15 protein-coding genes and 1 pseudogene are annotated in these 14,288 nt (G+C 66.8%); 10 read left to right on the top strand and 6 right to left on the bottom strand.

Translation table 11 applies throughout. The features are described 5' to 3' along the window. Positions 1 to 113: 113 nt before the first annotated feature. The 10 genes from ACBJ59_RS04485 to ACBJ59_RS04530 all read left to right on the top strand — a co-directional run bounded on the left by ACBJ59_RS04485 (position 114) and on the right by ACBJ59_RS04530 (position 11,407). Positions 114 to 1,706, top strand: coding sequence for an ABC transporter substrate-binding protein (locus tag ACBJ59_RS04485; protein WP_375108892.1), 1,593 nt, complete (start codon positions 114 to 116; stop codon positions 1,704 to 1,706). A 3-nt stretch (positions 1,707 to 1,709) separates the two neighbouring features. Then, on the top strand, positions 1,710 to 2,645 hold the full coding sequence (locus ACBJ59_RS04490; protein WP_375108893.1) for an ABC transporter permease: 936 nt from the start codon (positions 1,710 to 1,712) through the stop codon (positions 2,643 to 2,645). Beyond that, positions 2,642 to 3,565, top strand: coding sequence for an ABC transporter permease (locus ACBJ59_RS04495; protein WP_375108894.1), 924 nt, complete (start codon positions 2,642 to 2,644; stop codon positions 3,563 to 3,565). The genes ACBJ59_RS04490 and ACBJ59_RS04495 overlap by 4 nt, the downstream gene beginning before the upstream one ends. Positions 3,566 to 3,610: 45 nt before the next feature. Beyond that, positions 3,611 to 4,531 carry an ABC transporter ATP-binding protein gene (locus ACBJ59_RS04500; RefSeq protein ID WP_375108895.1) on the top strand — a complete coding sequence of 307 codons (921 nt, stop codon included), beginning with the start codon at positions 3,611 to 3,613 and terminating at the stop codon, positions 4,529 to 4,531. Continuing rightward, positions 4,528 to 5,412 (top strand): ATP-binding cassette domain-containing protein, encoded by an 885-nt coding sequence (locus ACBJ59_RS04505; RefSeq protein WP_375108896.1) that lies wholly within the window; start codon positions 4,528 to 4,530, stop codon positions 5,410 to 5,412. The genes ACBJ59_RS04500 and ACBJ59_RS04505 overlap by 4 nt, the downstream gene beginning before the upstream one ends. Beyond that, a complete protein-coding gene (locus ACBJ59_RS04510) occupies positions 5,409 to 6,389 on the top strand; it encodes an aldo/keto reductase (RefSeq protein WP_375108897.1) in 981 nt (326 codons plus the stop codon). Before ACBJ59_RS04505 ends, ACBJ59_RS04510 begins: the two co-directional genes overlap by 4 nt. 14 nt (positions 6,390 to 6,403) lie before the next feature. Continuing rightward, positions 6,404 to 7,180, top strand: coding sequence for an HpcH/HpaI aldolase/citrate lyase family protein (locus ACBJ59_RS04515; protein ID WP_375108898.1), 777 nt, complete (start codon positions 6,404 to 6,406; stop codon positions 7,178 to 7,180). Between the two features lie 23 nt (positions 7,181 to 7,203). Then, complete coding sequence (locus tag ACBJ59_RS04520) at positions 7,204 to 8,409, top strand: exo-alpha-sialidase (protein ID WP_375108899.1); 1,206 nt, start codon at positions 7,204 to 7,206, stop codon at positions 8,407 to 8,409. Between the two features lie 149 nt (positions 8,410 to 8,558). After that, the gene (locus tag ACBJ59_RS04525; protein WP_375108900.1) at positions 8,559 to 10,364 is read left to right on the top strand and encodes an alpha/beta hydrolase family esterase; all 1,806 of its coding nucleotides are present in this window, start codon (positions 8,559 to 8,561) and stop codon (positions 10,362 to 10,364) included. Between the two features lie 236 nt (positions 10,365 to 10,600). Further along, positions 10,601 to 11,407, top strand: coding sequence for an SDR family NAD(P)-dependent oxidoreductase (locus ACBJ59_RS04530; RefSeq protein WP_375108901.1), 807 nt, complete (start codon positions 10,601 to 10,603; stop codon positions 11,405 to 11,407). Here the strand turns inward: ACBJ59_RS04530 and ACBJ59_RS04535 are convergent. The 6 genes and pseudogenes from ACBJ59_RS04535 to ACBJ59_RS04560 form a co-directional block, all read right to left on the bottom strand. Then, a complete protein-coding gene (locus ACBJ59_RS04535) occupies positions 11,370 to 11,810 on the bottom strand; it encodes a DUF4386 family protein (RefSeq protein WP_375108902.1) in 441 nt (146 codons plus the stop codon). The two genes, ACBJ59_RS04530 and ACBJ59_RS04535, sit on opposite strands and share 38 nt — an antisense overlap. After that, complete coding sequence (locus ACBJ59_RS04540; protein WP_375108903.1) at positions 11,807 to 12,106, bottom strand: DUF4386 family protein; 300 nt, start codon at positions 12,104 to 12,106, stop codon at positions 11,807 to 11,809. Before ACBJ59_RS04540 ends, ACBJ59_RS04535 begins: the two co-directional genes overlap by 4 nt. Before the next feature lie 103 nt (positions 12,107 to 12,209). After that, positions 12,210 to 12,578, bottom strand: a pseudogene (locus tag ACBJ59_RS04545) (transposase); the annotation flags it as partial. A gap of 108 nt (positions 12,579 to 12,686) precedes the next feature. Continuing rightward, positions 12,687 to 13,106: an IS5 family transposase gene (locus ACBJ59_RS04550; protein WP_375108904.1), complete on the bottom strand. Its 420-nt coding sequence runs from the start codon at positions 13,104 to 13,106 to the stop codon at positions 12,687 to 12,689. A gap of 373 nt (positions 13,107 to 13,479) precedes the next feature. After that, positions 13,480 to 13,788, bottom strand: a complete 309-nt coding sequence (locus ACBJ59_RS04555; RefSeq protein WP_375108905.1) for a DUF6458 family protein — start codon at positions 13,786 to 13,788, stop codon at positions 13,480 to 13,482. 67 nt (positions 13,789 to 13,855) lie between these two features. Beyond that, complete coding sequence (locus tag ACBJ59_RS04560) at positions 13,856 to 14,152, bottom strand: GlsB/YeaQ/YmgE family stress response membrane protein (RefSeq protein ID WP_375108906.1); 297 nt, start codon at positions 14,150 to 14,152, stop codon at positions 13,856 to 13,858. Positions 14,153 to 14,288: the final 136 nt, after the last annotated feature.

Consider the following 14,288-nt stretch of genomic DNA (forward strand, 5'->3'; position numbering starts at 1 on the left):
AACGCGCAGGCGTGCCAGAGTGATCGGTCTAACAGCCCGTTAATGCGACTGACACATCTGAGCCAGCCCCCACCCCCCGTGATGCGGACACGCATAGAAATCGAGGGCTTACGATGAACGATCAACCATCCTCGCCTGAGCTGTCGCGTCGTGCCCTGCTCCGCGGGCTCGGCTTGGCGGGCGGCCTGACTGCCTTCGGTGGCACGCTGACGGCCTGCTCGAGTCCGACCGGTACCGGTGGTACCGGCGCCCCTGGCGGCGGAACCCTCACCCTGGCCCTGAATCGCTCCTTGGTGAGTCTGGACAACAAACTCAACCAATTCGACGCCGCCGTGACCGTGCAGCGGGCTGTGCGGCAGGCCCTGACCCGCATCGACGAGAACCTCCACCCGCAGCTTGTGCTGGCTGAGAAGTTCGAGATGACGGCGCCCACCACGTGGACCGTCAAGCTACGCGCGGGCGTCACCTACTCCGACGCCACGCCTGTGAAGGTCGAGGACGTGGCCACCGCGCTGCAGATGTACCAGAAGGTCAATGGCTCTTTCCTGGCCACGTTCTTCCCCGAGTGGCCGAAGGTGGTGCCGGTAGACGACACCACCTTCACCTTGCAGACAACGCGACCGATCGTCGCGCTGGACTATCTGATGGCGAACATCCTTATCACGCCGTCCGCCGCGAACAAGGCCGAGGAGCTGCAGGGCGGGGTCGGCACCGGCCCCTACGTCGTCACCACCGCGAATCGGGGGACCGGCGAGTACACCCTGAAGAAGAACCCGAAGTACTGGGGTACCGCCGGGCACGTGGACACCATCGAGGTCAAGTTCATGCCGGAGGAAGCCAGCCGGGTCACCGCGCTGCGCAGCGGTCAGGTCGACGTCATCGACTCCATCTCCCCGGACGCGGTGAAGCAGCTCAGCGGCCTGCCCGACATCAAGGTGGAGACCGTCGAGGGCACCCGGCTCAGCCAGCTTTTCTACAACTTCCGTAAGCCGAAGTCCCACCCGCTCGCCAATCCGCAGGTGCGACAGGCCTTGTCCTATGCCATCGATGGCCAAGCGCTGATCAACAACATCCTGGGTGGGGTGGTCACGGCCGCAGAAGGTCCGGTCCCGCTGACCCTGTCGGGTGCCGTGAAGACCGGCGCGTACGTACACGACCCAGCCAAGGCCAGGCAGATGCTCGACAGCCTCGGGGTGAGGAACCTCGCCGTGAAGATCATCTGGGAGAGCGGTGAGTTCGCCAACGACGCCTCGGTCATGGAAGCGGTCGCTCAGATGCTCGGTGACGTCGGCGTCAAGGCCACCCTTCAGCAGTTCGAACCCGGCGGCGACATCCTGAAATGGCGGCAGGGGCGGGCCGGCGACTGGGACATCCTGGGCAACGGCTACCCCGGGACAACGGGCCTGGCGTCCACCATGCTGCAGGGCATGTACGCGGGCACCGCCGCCAAAGAGGCCACCCGGGACAGCTACCACGGCTATGTCATCCCGGAGATCACCGATGGTCTGGTGAAAGCGCAGGCAGAGGTCGACAAGACCGCTCGGGAGAAGCTGCTGGCCGACACGCAGAAGGCCATCTGGGACACCTGGCCCTGCCTGTGGGCGTTCGTTCCGAAGGCGGTCATCGCCCGCCGCACGCGGGTCGAGGGGATCACCCTGACACCAGCCAACAACTACGACATCTCGAACGTTCGGTTGGGGGCCTGAACCGTGCTCGGGTATCTCGCCAGGCGGATCGTGCAGAGCGCCCTGACCGTGTTCGTGACGGTCTCCGGGGTCTTCTTCCTGATTCGCCTGGCGCCTGGCGACCCGGCCGCCGCGCTGTCCAGCCCGATGGCCACGTCGGCGGAACTGGCCGAGGTTCGCGCCCATTTCGGCTTGGACCAGTCGCTGCCCGCACAGTACTGGATCTTCGTCAAAGGGCTGGCCGACGGGAACCTAGGAACCTCGTACTCGTTCCAAAGTCCGGCGCTGGACGTCGTCCTGAGCCGCCTGCCGCATACGATCACCCTGGCGGTCGCGTCGATCCTGCTCACCACGATCATCGCCATCCCGCTCGGCGTCTGGATGGCGCGCAACGCGGGAACCGCCCGCGAGTTCGGCGCCAACGTCGCCACCATCGCCGCGCAATCCATGCCGGACTTCTGGACCGGCATCATGCTTCTGACGGTCTTCGCCGTCCTGATACCCGTGCTGCCGGCCGCCGGTTTCGCCGGCTGGGATGGCCTGGTCCTGCCCACGGTCACGGTGGCGATTCTGCAGATCGCGCTCATCTCTCGCATGGTGCGCCGCGAGATGGTAGCGAACTTGAATGCCCCGTATCTGGTCGTCGCACTGGCACGCGGGCTGTCTACACCCGCACTCACCTGGCGGTACGCGATGCGCAACTCAGCCATCCCGGTTCTGACCGCGTTGGGTACCCGGTTCGCCGCCATGCTCAACGGGGTCGTCGTCGTGGAGGTCGTCTTCGCCTGGCCCGGGGTCGGCTCACTCGTGGTACGGGCGTTGGAGACCCGTGACTATCCGCTGATCACCGCGACGGTCATGGTCACCGCCGCCCTGGCCATCCTCGTCCAACTTCTCGTCGACCTGACCTACCCGTTGCTCGATCCGCGGGTCCGCCTGGGGAAGGGAGCCACGTCGTGAGCACCCCTGTAAGCTCCGCTGCGGAGCCCGAACCACGGCTGGCCGCCGAGCGGCCAAGCATGGTGACCGCGAAGCAGCTCAAAAGGGCAACCGCGATCCGCCAACGCCGCAGCGCGCACGCCAAGATGTGGATCGGTGCCACCTGCGCTCTGCTGGTCATCCTGCCGGTGGCGCTGGCCAACGTCCTCCCGCTTCCCGGACCGGACGCCCAGCAGCTCACCGCGCGGCTGCTGCCGCCGTTCACCGATGGGCATCTGCTCGGCACTGACCAAGTTGGCAGGGACCTGCTCTCCCGGATCCTGCACGGCGGCCAGGTCTCCCTGACGGTCGGCGTGCTCGCCGTCGTCGTCTCCGGGATTATCGGGATCATCGCCGGATCGGCAGCCGGCTATTTCGGCGGCTGGGTCGACTCGGCCGTCTCCCGCGTGCTTGAGGCCCAACTTTCGCTCCCGCTGCTGATGATGCTGCTGCTCGTGGTCGCCCTCTTCGGCTCGTCGGTTCCGGTGATCACCTTCGTCATCGCGGTCGCCCAGTGGCCCGAGGTGGCCCGGCTGACCCGATCGCTGGTGCTGGTGGAGCGGGAGAAGCCCTACATCGCCGCGGCGCGGGTACTCGGGCTGCACCGGGTCGGCATTCTTGTCCGGCACCTCATGCCGAACATCATCAAGCAGGCAACGGTGGTCGTCCTGCTCCTGCTGGCCCAGGCCGTACTGCTGGAGAGCGCGTTGAGCTATCTGGGAGCCGGTCCCCAGCGGCCGTTCGCGACCTGGGGCCGAATCATCGCCGACGGCCAGGACTACATCACCACCTCCTGGTGGCTGGTGACCATGCCCGGCCTGGTGATCGCGTTGCTTGTCGTCGGAGTGAACCTCTTCGGCGACGGGCTTCGGGACCGGGTACGTCGCCGGAAGGGGGCGTGAGGCGTGGTGGCCATCAACTCCGCGGTGACCTCAAAGGACACGAGTGTGACGATCGAAGACATGGGGAAGCCCAGCGCCGCCGGCGAGCCCGGTGCGCCATTGCTGTTGGTCGAGGACCTACAGATCGAACTCATCACCGAGGCGGGTGTGATCCGCACCGTCGACGGCATCAGCTTCGCCATCCACCAGGGCGAGACGGTGACGATCATCGGCGAGTCCGGCTCGGGTAAGTCAACCACGGCGATGGGCATCCTGCGGCTGCTCCCGGCCGGCCTGGCCGTACTCTCCGGCAGTGTCCGGTTCGAGGGCGTCGACGTGGTCGCCCAGCCCGAGGCCATCGAGAAGATCCGTGGCCGTCGCGTCTCGCTCATTCCGCAGGATCCGATGACCGCGCTCAGCCCCGTACACAAGATCGGCCGCCAGATCGCGGAGGCGGTCCGGCTCCGGCGTCCCGAGCTGTCTCGGGCCGCAGCGGCGGACCGTGCCGTCTATCTGCTGGAACAGGTCCGGATACCCGACCCTGCGCGGCAGCTGTCTCGTTACCCGCACCAATTGTCCGGTGGCATGCTACAACGAGTGATCATCGCCATGGCGCTCGCCGGCGAGCCTGTACTCCTGGTGGCGGACGAACCTACCTCCGCCCTGGACGTCACCGTCCAGGGCGGAATCCTGGACCTGTTGCTCGATCTGCAGCAGACCACCGGCGTGGGCATCCTGATGATCACCCACGACCTGGGGGTGGCCCGGCTCGTCTCTGATCGGGTGTACGTCATGCGGGACGGCCGGTTCGTCGAGTCGGGCGAGGTTGAGCAGGTCGTCGAGCATCCCCGAGACGACTACACGCGTGCCCTGCTGGCAGCGGTGCCCGTTCTGGGGGCTTGGGACGAAGATCCGGGCACCGCGCCCGACCCGCCGCCGGATCCCCATGCGACCCCGACAGGGATGCAGACGGGAGAACCTCGATGAACGCGCCCTTCCTCGAGGTCGACGGACTCACGGTCGACTATCCCGTCCCTCATGGCACGTTCCGCGCCGTCGACAACGTCAGCTTCGCCGTCGCACGCGGGGAAACGCTCGGAATCGTCGGTGAGTCCGGTTGCGGCAAGTCCACTGTCGCCCGTTCCATCGTGCGGCTGCTCACACCCACCGCCGGGCGGATCCTGCTCGACGGTACGGACATCGCCCGGTTGAAGGAGCGGCGGCTGCGGCCGCTTCGCTCGAAGGTGCAGATGGTCTTCCAGGATCCGTACGGCTCGCTTGACCCGCATCTGTCCGCACAGGACATCGTCGCCGAGCCGCTTCGGCTGCGCGGCGTGAGCTCACGGAAGGAACGGGAGACGGAGGCCGCCCGGCTGATCGATTTGGTCGGCCTGCCGCGAAGCGCCCTGTCCCGCCGCCCGGCCGAATTCTCCGGCGGGCAGCGGCAGCGGATCGGCATCGCCCGCGCCCTTGCCAGCCGGCCTGAAGTACTGGTGTGCGACGAGGCGACCAGCGCCCTGGACGTCTCGGTGCAGGCGCAGGTGTTGGAGCTGCTCCGCCAGATCCAGGCCGAGACGCGACTGACCTACCTGATCATCTCGCACAACCTCGGAGTGGTCCGGCAGCTCAGCCAGACGATTGTGGTGATGAGCGAAGGAAAGATCGTCGAGAGTGGTCCGACCAGCGACGTCCTTGCCTCGCCGCGTACATCGGTTACCCGCGCGTTGCGGCGGGCCGCGCTCGATCCGACGAGGATGCGCGGCCGGAAACCCCGCACCATGGATCGGGCCGACACCAGCCCATCGCCGGCGATCGCCGCCGGCGGTGTCGACGGTGTCGATCCGCAGACCGTCACGGGAGCGACATGATGAATTCTCTCTGCCTGGCGGGCATCGATGTTCCGTTGTCCCGGCTCGTCCTGGGCACGATGACCTTCGGCGACACCGTGGACGCATCGGGTGCGGCCCACCTACTCGATCTGGCCCTGGAGGCCGGGGTGACCGGCGTGGACACCGCAAACGCGTACGCCGATGGCGTCACTGAGGAGATCGTCGGTGGCCTGCTCGCCGGCCGGCGCGACCGGATCGTTCTGGCGACGAAGGCGGGTATGCCACATCCCGACCATGGCGACCACGCCCCGCTTTCCGCGGCGGGTCTGCGGGCCGGTCTCGAGGGCAGCCTCAGGCGGCTGAAGGTGGAGCACGTCGACCTGTTCTACCTGCACCAGCCGGACCGGCGCACACCGCTGCGCGAAACCCTGGCCACCGTGGCGGACCTGACCACCGAAGGAAAGATCCGAGCCTTTGGCGTGTCCAACTTCGCCGCCTGGCAGATCGTGGAGATCAACCACGTGGCTGAGGAGGTAGGGGCGCCGCGACCCGTCATCGCCCAGCAGCTGTACAACCTCCTCGCTCGCCGGCTGGAAGAAGAGTACTGCGAGTTTGCCCGTACCAGCGGGCTGGTAACGATGGTTTACAACCCGCTCGCCGGTGGCCTGCTCACCGGCCGGCATCGGCTCAGCGAAACCCCGAGCACCGGGCGGTTCGGTGACTCCAAGCTCGCTGGCATGTACCGGCAGCGGTACTGGGCCCCCGAGCTCTTCGAGGCGACCGCCGAACTCGCCGAACTCGCCGACGCATCCGGCATCGACCTGGTGCAGTTGTCCCTGCGCTGGCTGCTCGGACGCGAAGAAGTGGACGCGCTGCTACTCGGCGCCTCCCGAGAAGAGCACCTACGCGCCAACCTCGCAGCCGCCCAGGCCGGCTCGCTCCCCAGCGACGTGCTCGACGCCTGCGACGCCGTCGGTGCGCGCCTGCGCGGCCCGATGCCCCCCTACAACCGGTGAACATGGAGCCTCTCATGACCCCCCACGAATTCGCCGCCCGCATCCGGGCACGGGAAAAGACCGTCGGCTACTGGGTGACCCTCGACTCGCCTGCCGCCACCGAGCGGCTCGCCCGCCTCGGCTACGACTACGTGTGCCTGGATGGCCAGCACGGGCTCCTCGACTACGCCGGACTGCTCGCCGGACTGACCGCGATCGACGCCGGGGGCGTCTCCGTCGGCTTGGTCAGGGTCCAGGCAAACGACCCGGCCCAGATCGGCCGGGCGCTCGACGCCGGCGCCACCGGGGTGATCGTTCCACTCATCGACACCGCCGCACAGGCGGCTGAAGCGGTGGCCGCCACGCGCTATCCACCCGCCGGACGGCGATCCTACGGCCCGATGCGCTCGAGCCTGAGGATCGGGCCGAAGCCGGCCGATGCCGACGCCACCACCCTTGTCTTCGCGATGATCGAAACAGCTGACGGCCTGGAGAACGTCGAGAGGATCTGCCGTACCCCTGGCCTGGACGGCGTCTACGTCGGCCCGTCCGACCTCTGCCTCGCGTTGGGGGGCGCCTACCCCAACGATCCTGGCGTGGCCGACGTCTTCGAGGACGCACTGCGGCGCATCCGGCAGGCCGCCGCCGCAGCGGGTGTTGCAGCAGGCATCCACACCCCGGACGGGGAGACCGCTGCCAAGCGGCTCGCCGAAGGGTACGCCTTCGCCAGCATCGCCTCCGATCTGGTCCACCTGGAACAGGTCGCGCGCGGCCATCTCGGCGCCGTCCGCTCCCGCAGCCAGCAACAGTGACCACGCCAGCTCAGGAGGACGTCGTGAACGTACCGGTTGCCGCCACCAACGGGCGCCTGCCCACCGATGGTGTGATCCGAGACCGGACCGACCAGGCCGGCCGGGCGGACGCCTACCTGCCCGCCCCAGCCGCGCAAAACCACTCAGCCAACCTCATGCAACTGGCCAGCGGGGACATCGGTTGTGTCTGGTTCGGCGGCACCCAGGAAGGCGTGGCCGACATCTCGATCTGGATGTCCCGGCTGCGAGCCGGCTCCGACACCTGGTCCACGCCGATCCGCCTCTCTGAAGACCCGACCCGCTCCGAGCAGAACCCCGTCCTGTTCCCCACACCGGCCGGTGAGCTCTGGCTGCTGCACACCGCACAGCACGCGGGCAACCAAGACACCTCCGAGGTCCGCTACCGAGTCTCCCTTGATGACGGCGAGTCGTGGTCACCAACCCAAACGCTGCTCCCGGTCACCGCCGCAGGGGGCGTCTTCGTTCGCCAACCGGTCGAGATCCTGGACTCCGGACGATGGCTGCTGCCGGTTTTCCACTGTGTCCATACCCCCGGCCGCAGGTGGGTCGGTGACCATGACACCAGCGCGGTGATGATCTCCGACGACCAGGGACGCACCTGGCGGGAAGTCCCAGTACCCGACAGCACCGGATGCGTCCACATGAACATCCATCGGGTGGGCGACGGTTCCCTGCTGGCCCTGTTTCGTAGCCGTTGGGCGGACTTCGTGTACCAGAGCCGGTCCTACGACGACGGTGACACCTGGGCCAAACCAGTCCCCACGGAGCTGCCGAACAACAACTCATCGATCCAGTACACCCCCACCGTCGATGGCCGGCTGGTTCTGGTCTACAACCACAGCAACGCCGCCGATGCCACCGACCGGCGAATCTCCCTCTACGACGAGATCGACGACGACGGCCTCGTCCACCAGGACGCGCACCCTCCTGCCGCCGATCCGCGACCGGCGCAGGAAGACCGTAGTGCCTTTTGGGGAGCCCCCCGTGCGCCGTTGTCCCTCGCGCTGTCCAGCGACGGCGGGACCACCTGGCCAGTTCGCCGAGACCTGGAAATCGGCGACGGCTACTGCTTGACGAACAACTCCCGCGACGGTCTTAACCGCGAACTGTCCTATCCGAGCATCATCCAGACCGCGGATGGCACGCTACACATCGCTTTCACCTATTTCCGGCAGGCCATCAAGTACATCCGGCTCCGGCCCGCATAGTTTTGACCTACCTGCCTCCGCGGTCCACGCCAACGACGCCTCCATCGGGGCGCCGTCCCGCATAACTTAGCCTGCCCGGAAACAGGATAAGGCTGCCACAAATGCGGCTCATATGCAGATTGATGTGGCCCATCAATGGACGTGTCGGCGTGGACGTCTTCCGCTTCGCTCCAACGAATCAGTACCGGAGGAAGAAAGTGAAAACGAGAATCGGGTCGCTGCTGTTAGCCGCCGTACTGCTAATGTCCACTGCGGGATTCACCTGGCCGTCCAAGCTGCCTGTGGTCCAGCCGCTCAGCACGACCGTTCCGGTCTACGACCCCATGGCAGGAATCAGCATGGGAATCAGCGGGCTGTTCGAGCGGACCATCGCCGGAACGGACCGCACCGCAAAGCTGTATGTTCCCCAAGGCGCGCACCTGGGCGCATACATGGTCGTGACGAACGTGCCGGACGGCGAAGAGACCGTCAGGTGGCTCGCCGACAGCGGCTGGATCAAGCTCGCCGACAGGGAGAAGTTCCTGCTGTACGTATTCGAACCGGGCTTGTCCGGTTCGTGGGGTACCGCCGAGCAGGAGCAGGTATACATCGAAACCGCGTACGGCAACATCAGCCTCAACAGCTCTGAGGGCCGAGGTACGTGGTACCTGCCGCCGGAAAGCTACTACGTGGTCGGCTACGACACCGCCGGGTCGGTACTGCAAAAGATGGTCATGAAAGACCCCACACTGGTCGCCGCGGCGGCTTTCGTCAACGCCAGCGACATCGGCGGCGACTTTCTCGCCAGCCTGGACAGCAACTACTACCCCACGCCCGACCGGAACGGCAACCTCGTCGCGAGCAGCAACGTCCCCCTTCCCGTGTGGATTATTTCCAAGGATTTGTCGCAAAACACATCCCACGTCATCGACTATTGGAAGGAGGCCAATCAGACCGGCAACCGATCTACCGGGTTCCAGGGCGGAAAGATCTACTACCAGAAGCATGGCACCCTGCACGGCTACGTCGCGGACAGTTCACGCACCGCAGTAGCGGTCCGCGAGAAGAAGAACCTCCGCAATGACACTGTCTCGAGCGAGAAAATCTACGAAGACTTCCTCTCGCTTTACACCCGATACGGTGGCAATGTCGGCGGCAACACCGTCGGCAGCCGCCCCGACTACCAGAAGCTCGGCGTCCAGTTCAAGACTCTGGTGCTCGACGGCCGCCTGCGTGAATACATGGTCTACGTGCCGCGGAAGGCAAAGGAAGCCGCAAGGCGGGGTGAGGACGTCCCGGCCGTGTTCTCGCTACACGGTTCCGGTATGACGATGTACGCGATGTTCGACTACTCGCGCTGGTGGGAGGTGGCGGACGACGAAGGGTTCATCCTCGTGGTCCCCACCGGACTCAACACGACCAACCGGACCGGATGGAACACCAGTGACACCAGCATCGACATGAGCTACATCCAGCTGCTACTGGATGAGGTGAAAGCGGAGTACAACGTCGACGCGAGTCGGATCTACCTCGGCGGGCAGTCCAACGGCAGCATGATGACCCAGGCGATCGGCAGGAACCTCGCCCTGTCCAAGAACTTCGCCGCTCTCGGTTCCACATCAGGCGGCGGCACCTCGACCGACTACTCCGGAGAGGTACTTCCGTTCTTCCTCCTGTTCGGCGAGTTCGACTTCTGGCCCTACCAGCTCTCCACCCCGACGGTCGGTAACAGCATGACCTACTGGATCAACCGAAACGATGCGCTCGGGACGGCGACGACCCCCGCGTCGGAAGAGACGAACGGCCGCTACCTCATCTACAAGTGGAACAACGCCGACGGCGTGAACGTGGTGCGCTACGGCGTGACGAAGGGCCGCGGCCACAGCATCATCCCAGAGGAGATGCGACTGCTCTGGAACTGGTATGAGCTTTGGAAGAAGGCTCCGGACGGGAGTAGCGCCTACGTAGGGCGGTAGGAGCCGGCCCGGCGCCGTCCAGGTGCCAACGTGCCGGCGACCCCGAAGCGCGGTCGTGCCCCGGGGTCGCCGGCCGGCCCGTAGCGCGCATCGGCGGCGGGTCCCTCGACGACCCGGCCGTGGCCGGGCTCCCACCATCTGAACCTCACAACGAGCCAGCCTGCCAACCGCGATCCGCTGAGGACGCGCACAGGCCTCACGCGCGAGCGATCCACATGCGACCACGGAGCGACAGGATGCCGAACGCCGTTACCGACTCCAGCACTCCGGACCCGGCCGAGGGCCCTGCTGCCACGCCGAACGCCAGATCCACGACCGTCGCCGCCAAGCACGCCGTCATAACGGGAGCGAGCTCAGGTATTGGCCTCGCTGTGGCACATCGGTTGCTCAACGAGGGCTGGCATGTGACGGGAGTATCTCGAGGCCCGTCACCGAGCACCATCCACCCGCCCGCCCAAACCGGCGGATCCGCCAGCTCCAGACTGTCCTGGCTGTGCGTGGACCTCAGTGATGTGGAAGCCGTCGGTCAGGCCCTCGCGACGGTCACTGGCGACATCGACGCCATCATCCACTCCGCAGGACTTCAGCGCACCGGGAAGCTTGGTGCGCTGAACATGGCAGACGGCGCAGCGATGTGGCAGGTGAACGTCGCCGCGGCTAGCTACGTCGTCGACACGTTAAGCGGACAACTCGTGGCTGGCGGCCGAATCGTTCTGCTCGGCAGCCGGACAATGCAGGGAGCCGCCGGCAAGAGCCACTACGCCGCCACAAAGGCCGCCCTGCTTGGGCTCTGCCGGTCGTGGGCCATCGAATTGCTACCCCGCGCGATCACCGTGAACGTCGTCGCGCCAGGCCCGACCGATACCCCCATGCTGAAAGACCCGGCCCGGTCCGATATACCGCCCAAGACGCCTCCACTGGGCCGGCTCATCCGCCCGGACGAGGTGGCCGGCCTAGTCTCGTTCCTCCTCGGTCCCGACGCCGGTGCGATCACAGGCCAACACCTCATGATGTGTGGCGGGGCCTCGCTGGCCCTGCCCTAGGGACCGTGTCCGAGCGGTTCCCGTGCTCGCTGTTGTTCGCTGGTCGAAGTAGACGCTCCAATGTGCCCTGCGGCAGGTGAGCGGTGCGGTGCTGGCATTGCAGGTGACACAGCGTATCCGCCGGTATGCTGCAGGTGGCGGAGACCGCGAGCTCGATGACCCTCATGACGGGGTACCACAGGGCCAGTTTCTGGTTGAAGCCCTTCAGGATTCGGTACATGAGCAGGCCGATGCCTACCACGGCCAGGCCCGAGCAGATCATGAGCGCGACGCCGGTCGTCAGCGCTGTTTTGTCGGGGTTGCCGTCGGTGAAGGCCTGGGTGAGGGTGGTGCCGATGATGGCGGAGATCATCTGGAAGATGAACAGGGCTCCTACCGTGACCGCGATTGTCCGGGGTGTCATGATTGGGCCGCCCTTTCTCGGGGACGCAGCGCGCCGGCCACGACGATGTCGAGGACGGCCACCAGGACGAAGACGGCGACGCCCTGACGGAACAGCGTTTCGGAGCCGGTGATGTCCCGGGCCGTCCTGGCCGCGTCCCCTGGCGTGATGAGGGCCTCGATGGCGGCGAAGTTGGCGAAGACGGCCAGTACGGTCATCAGCAGCAGGGCGATGCCCGCGATCAGACTGGCCGCATGCATGGACCAGCCGGCGTGGCTCACATCGGCCCCGGGTCTGGCATGAAAGATGGTCTTCAACTGGTCTCTCCCTGGTCATCAGGATCTGGAGCACGACCTCGGGCCAGGAGGTCGAATATCTCGGCGATCCGAGCGGTCATTCCCACTGCCCGCCTCGGGGGCGCTAGGGAGTGTCTGACAATTCGGCGTTGCGGAGCCAGAGCATGAGTGAGGCGATGGTGGCGCCTGTCAGGTAGCGGCTGGCCAGCTTGTCGAAGCGGGTGGCGGTGGCACGCCATTGCTTGAGTTTGCCGATGCAGCGCTCGACCAGGTTGCGCTGCTTGTAGGTGCGGGCGTTGAAGGCGTGCGGGCGGCCACCGCGACTGCCCTTGCGTTTGCGGTTGGCGATCTGGTCGCGGCGTTCGGGGATGACCGCCTTGATGCCGCGCCGGCGCAGGTCGAGGCGGATCTTGCGGGTGGAGTAGCCCTTGTCGCCGATCAGCTTGTCCGGGGCGGGTGCGTGGGCGGCCGCCGTTCGGGCGGCGCAGCCGGAGCTTGGCCAGCACGGCCTCGAACTGGGTGCAGTCCACGATGTTGGCGCCGGTCAGGTGCAGGACCAGCGGTAGACCCCGGGCCTCCACCAGCAGGTGCAGTTTGGTGCTCAGCCCGCCGCGGGACCGTCCGAGCGCCTGCCGGTTTTGCGATTGCTTCGTATCGATCGTCCCGCCGTCGTCCCCCTTTTACGGGCCCCGGCGGCGTGCTGGTGGGCGCGGGCGATGGTGGAGTCGATGCTCACGGTGAACTCGACCTGGCCGAGGGAGCCGTCCTTGATCTGCATCTCCTCCAGCAGCCGGGCCCAGGTGCCGTCATCGTCCCAGCGTTTGAACCGCTCGTAGCCGGTCTGCCAGGGCCCGTACCGCTCGGGGATGTCCCGCCACGGCGTCCCGGCTCGCAGCCGCCACAGGATGCCGTCGATCACCTGCCGGTGATCACGCCAGGGACGGCCCCGGCCATCGGCCATCGGCAGCAGCGGCTCGATCCGCGCCCACGCCTTGTCGGTCAACTCACCACGTCGCACCACGATCGACCATTCAAGCGTGCACGTTGATCATTTGTCAGACACTCCCTAGGGCTGCTGCGGTTTGCGGATCATCGCGTGCCGGGCGCGACCGTGGCAGCGGTGAGGGGGGAGGGGGTGAAGCCTTTGATGACCAGCCAGAGGCCGAGCGATCCCTCCCACAGGAATATCGGAACGGCCGACATACCCGACAGCACGGAGACCTGCGGGTAGAGACCGTTGACGGCCGGCCGCTGCACGCCGATACCGGCGACCGATCCTGGCCGCCCAGCCAGGGCGGCCACGGGCGGCCCGGCCACCGGCCACGACGGGCGCGGCGTACCGCCCGGTTTCGGACCCGGGACGCGATCTCCGGGCGGCCTCGGCGCTGCCTATTTCAGAGACGATCGTCCAGGGCCCGGCGGATACTCCCCTGCCTGCTGTCGCCGCCGGGTGGATCGATCAGGGTGGGGGGCGGCCGATCATTGATGTGGTCGTCGATGACGTCCTGGCGGTTGCGGACGGTCGGCCGTCTCCGACGTGACGTCGTGCGCAGCAGCAGGGGCAGCAGCAGCCCGGCGGTGCCGCCGAGCATCAGGATGACGCCCACGATGCGCAGATCGAGGCCGCCCACCGAGCCGTCGGCCAGGGCGAAGGCGAGAATGGCGCCGACGACGATGACCGCGATGGCCGCGGCGATGGGCATCAGGCCGCACCCCCGCCGCGGCAGGCGCGAGAGCCGCGGGGTGGGTTACGGGGCGTGCTGGGCGCGGTCATCGCCGGCTGGCCCAGCGGCCTGAACGGCGGCCGGTGCGCCGGCCGGTGATCAGGTTGTAGGCGAGCAGCAGGACTGCCGCGCCGGCGATGGCGCAGACCCAGGTGGACAGGTTGAAGAAGCCCTGGATGCCTGAGACGTGGAGCACCTCGGTGGCCACGAAGCCGCCGAACAGCGCGCCGGCGACGCCGAGTACGAGGGTGATGATCAAGCCTTGCTGGTCTTTGCCGGGGACCAGCATTCTGGCCAGCAGTCCGGCGACCAGTCCGAGGATGATCCAAGCGATGATGCCCATGACCGAACTCCCTGTGGCGGTGCATCGATGCCTGCGCGGGATCGGTCTTCCGGACCGGTCGAAGCAGGAGGCCGGCTACCGCATGATGGGGCGGCGCCGACAGTCGAACTTGTTTACTTCGAGCCAACACCCTCGC

Source organism: Nonomuraea sp. MTCD27, from assembly GCF_041950495.1.
Classification (GTDB): Bacteria; Actinomycetota; Actinomycetes; order Streptosporangiales; family Streptosporangiaceae; genus Nonomuraea.

What these genes read in the sequence shown, in the direction of transcription:
- ACBJ59_RS04485 (WP_375108892.1), top strand. Translation starts at nt 114, where the DNA reads ATGAACGATCAACCATCCTCGCCTGAGCTGTCGCGTCGTGCCCTGCTC.
- ACBJ59_RS04505 (WP_375108896.1), top strand. Translation starts at nt 4,528, where the DNA reads ATGAACGCGCCCTTCCTCGAGGTCGACGGACTCACGGTCGACTATCCC.
- ACBJ59_RS04510 (WP_375108897.1), top strand. Translation starts at nt 5,409, where the DNA reads ATGATGAATTCTCTCTGCCTGGCGGGCATCGATGTTCCGTTGTCCCGG.
- ACBJ59_RS04515 (WP_375108898.1), top strand. Translation starts at nt 6,404, where the DNA reads ATGACCCCCCACGAATTCGCCGCCCGCATCCGGGCACGGGAAAAGACC.
- ACBJ59_RS04530 (WP_375108901.1), top strand. Translation starts at nt 10,601, where the DNA reads ATGCCGAACGCCGTTACCGACTCCAGCACTCCGGACCCGGCCGAGGGC.
- ACBJ59_RS04535 (WP_375108902.1), bottom strand. Translation starts at nt 11,810, where the DNA reads ATGACACCCCGGACAATCGCGGTCACGGTAGGAGCCCTGTTCATCTTC.
- ACBJ59_RS04555 (WP_375108905.1), bottom strand. Translation starts at nt 13,788, where the DNA reads ATGCCCATCGCCGCGGCCATCGCGGTCATCGTCGTCGGCGCCATTCTC.
- ACBJ59_RS04560 (WP_375108906.1), bottom strand. Translation starts at nt 14,152, where the DNA reads ATGGGCATCATCGCTTGGATCATCCTCGGACTGGTCGCCGGACTGCTG.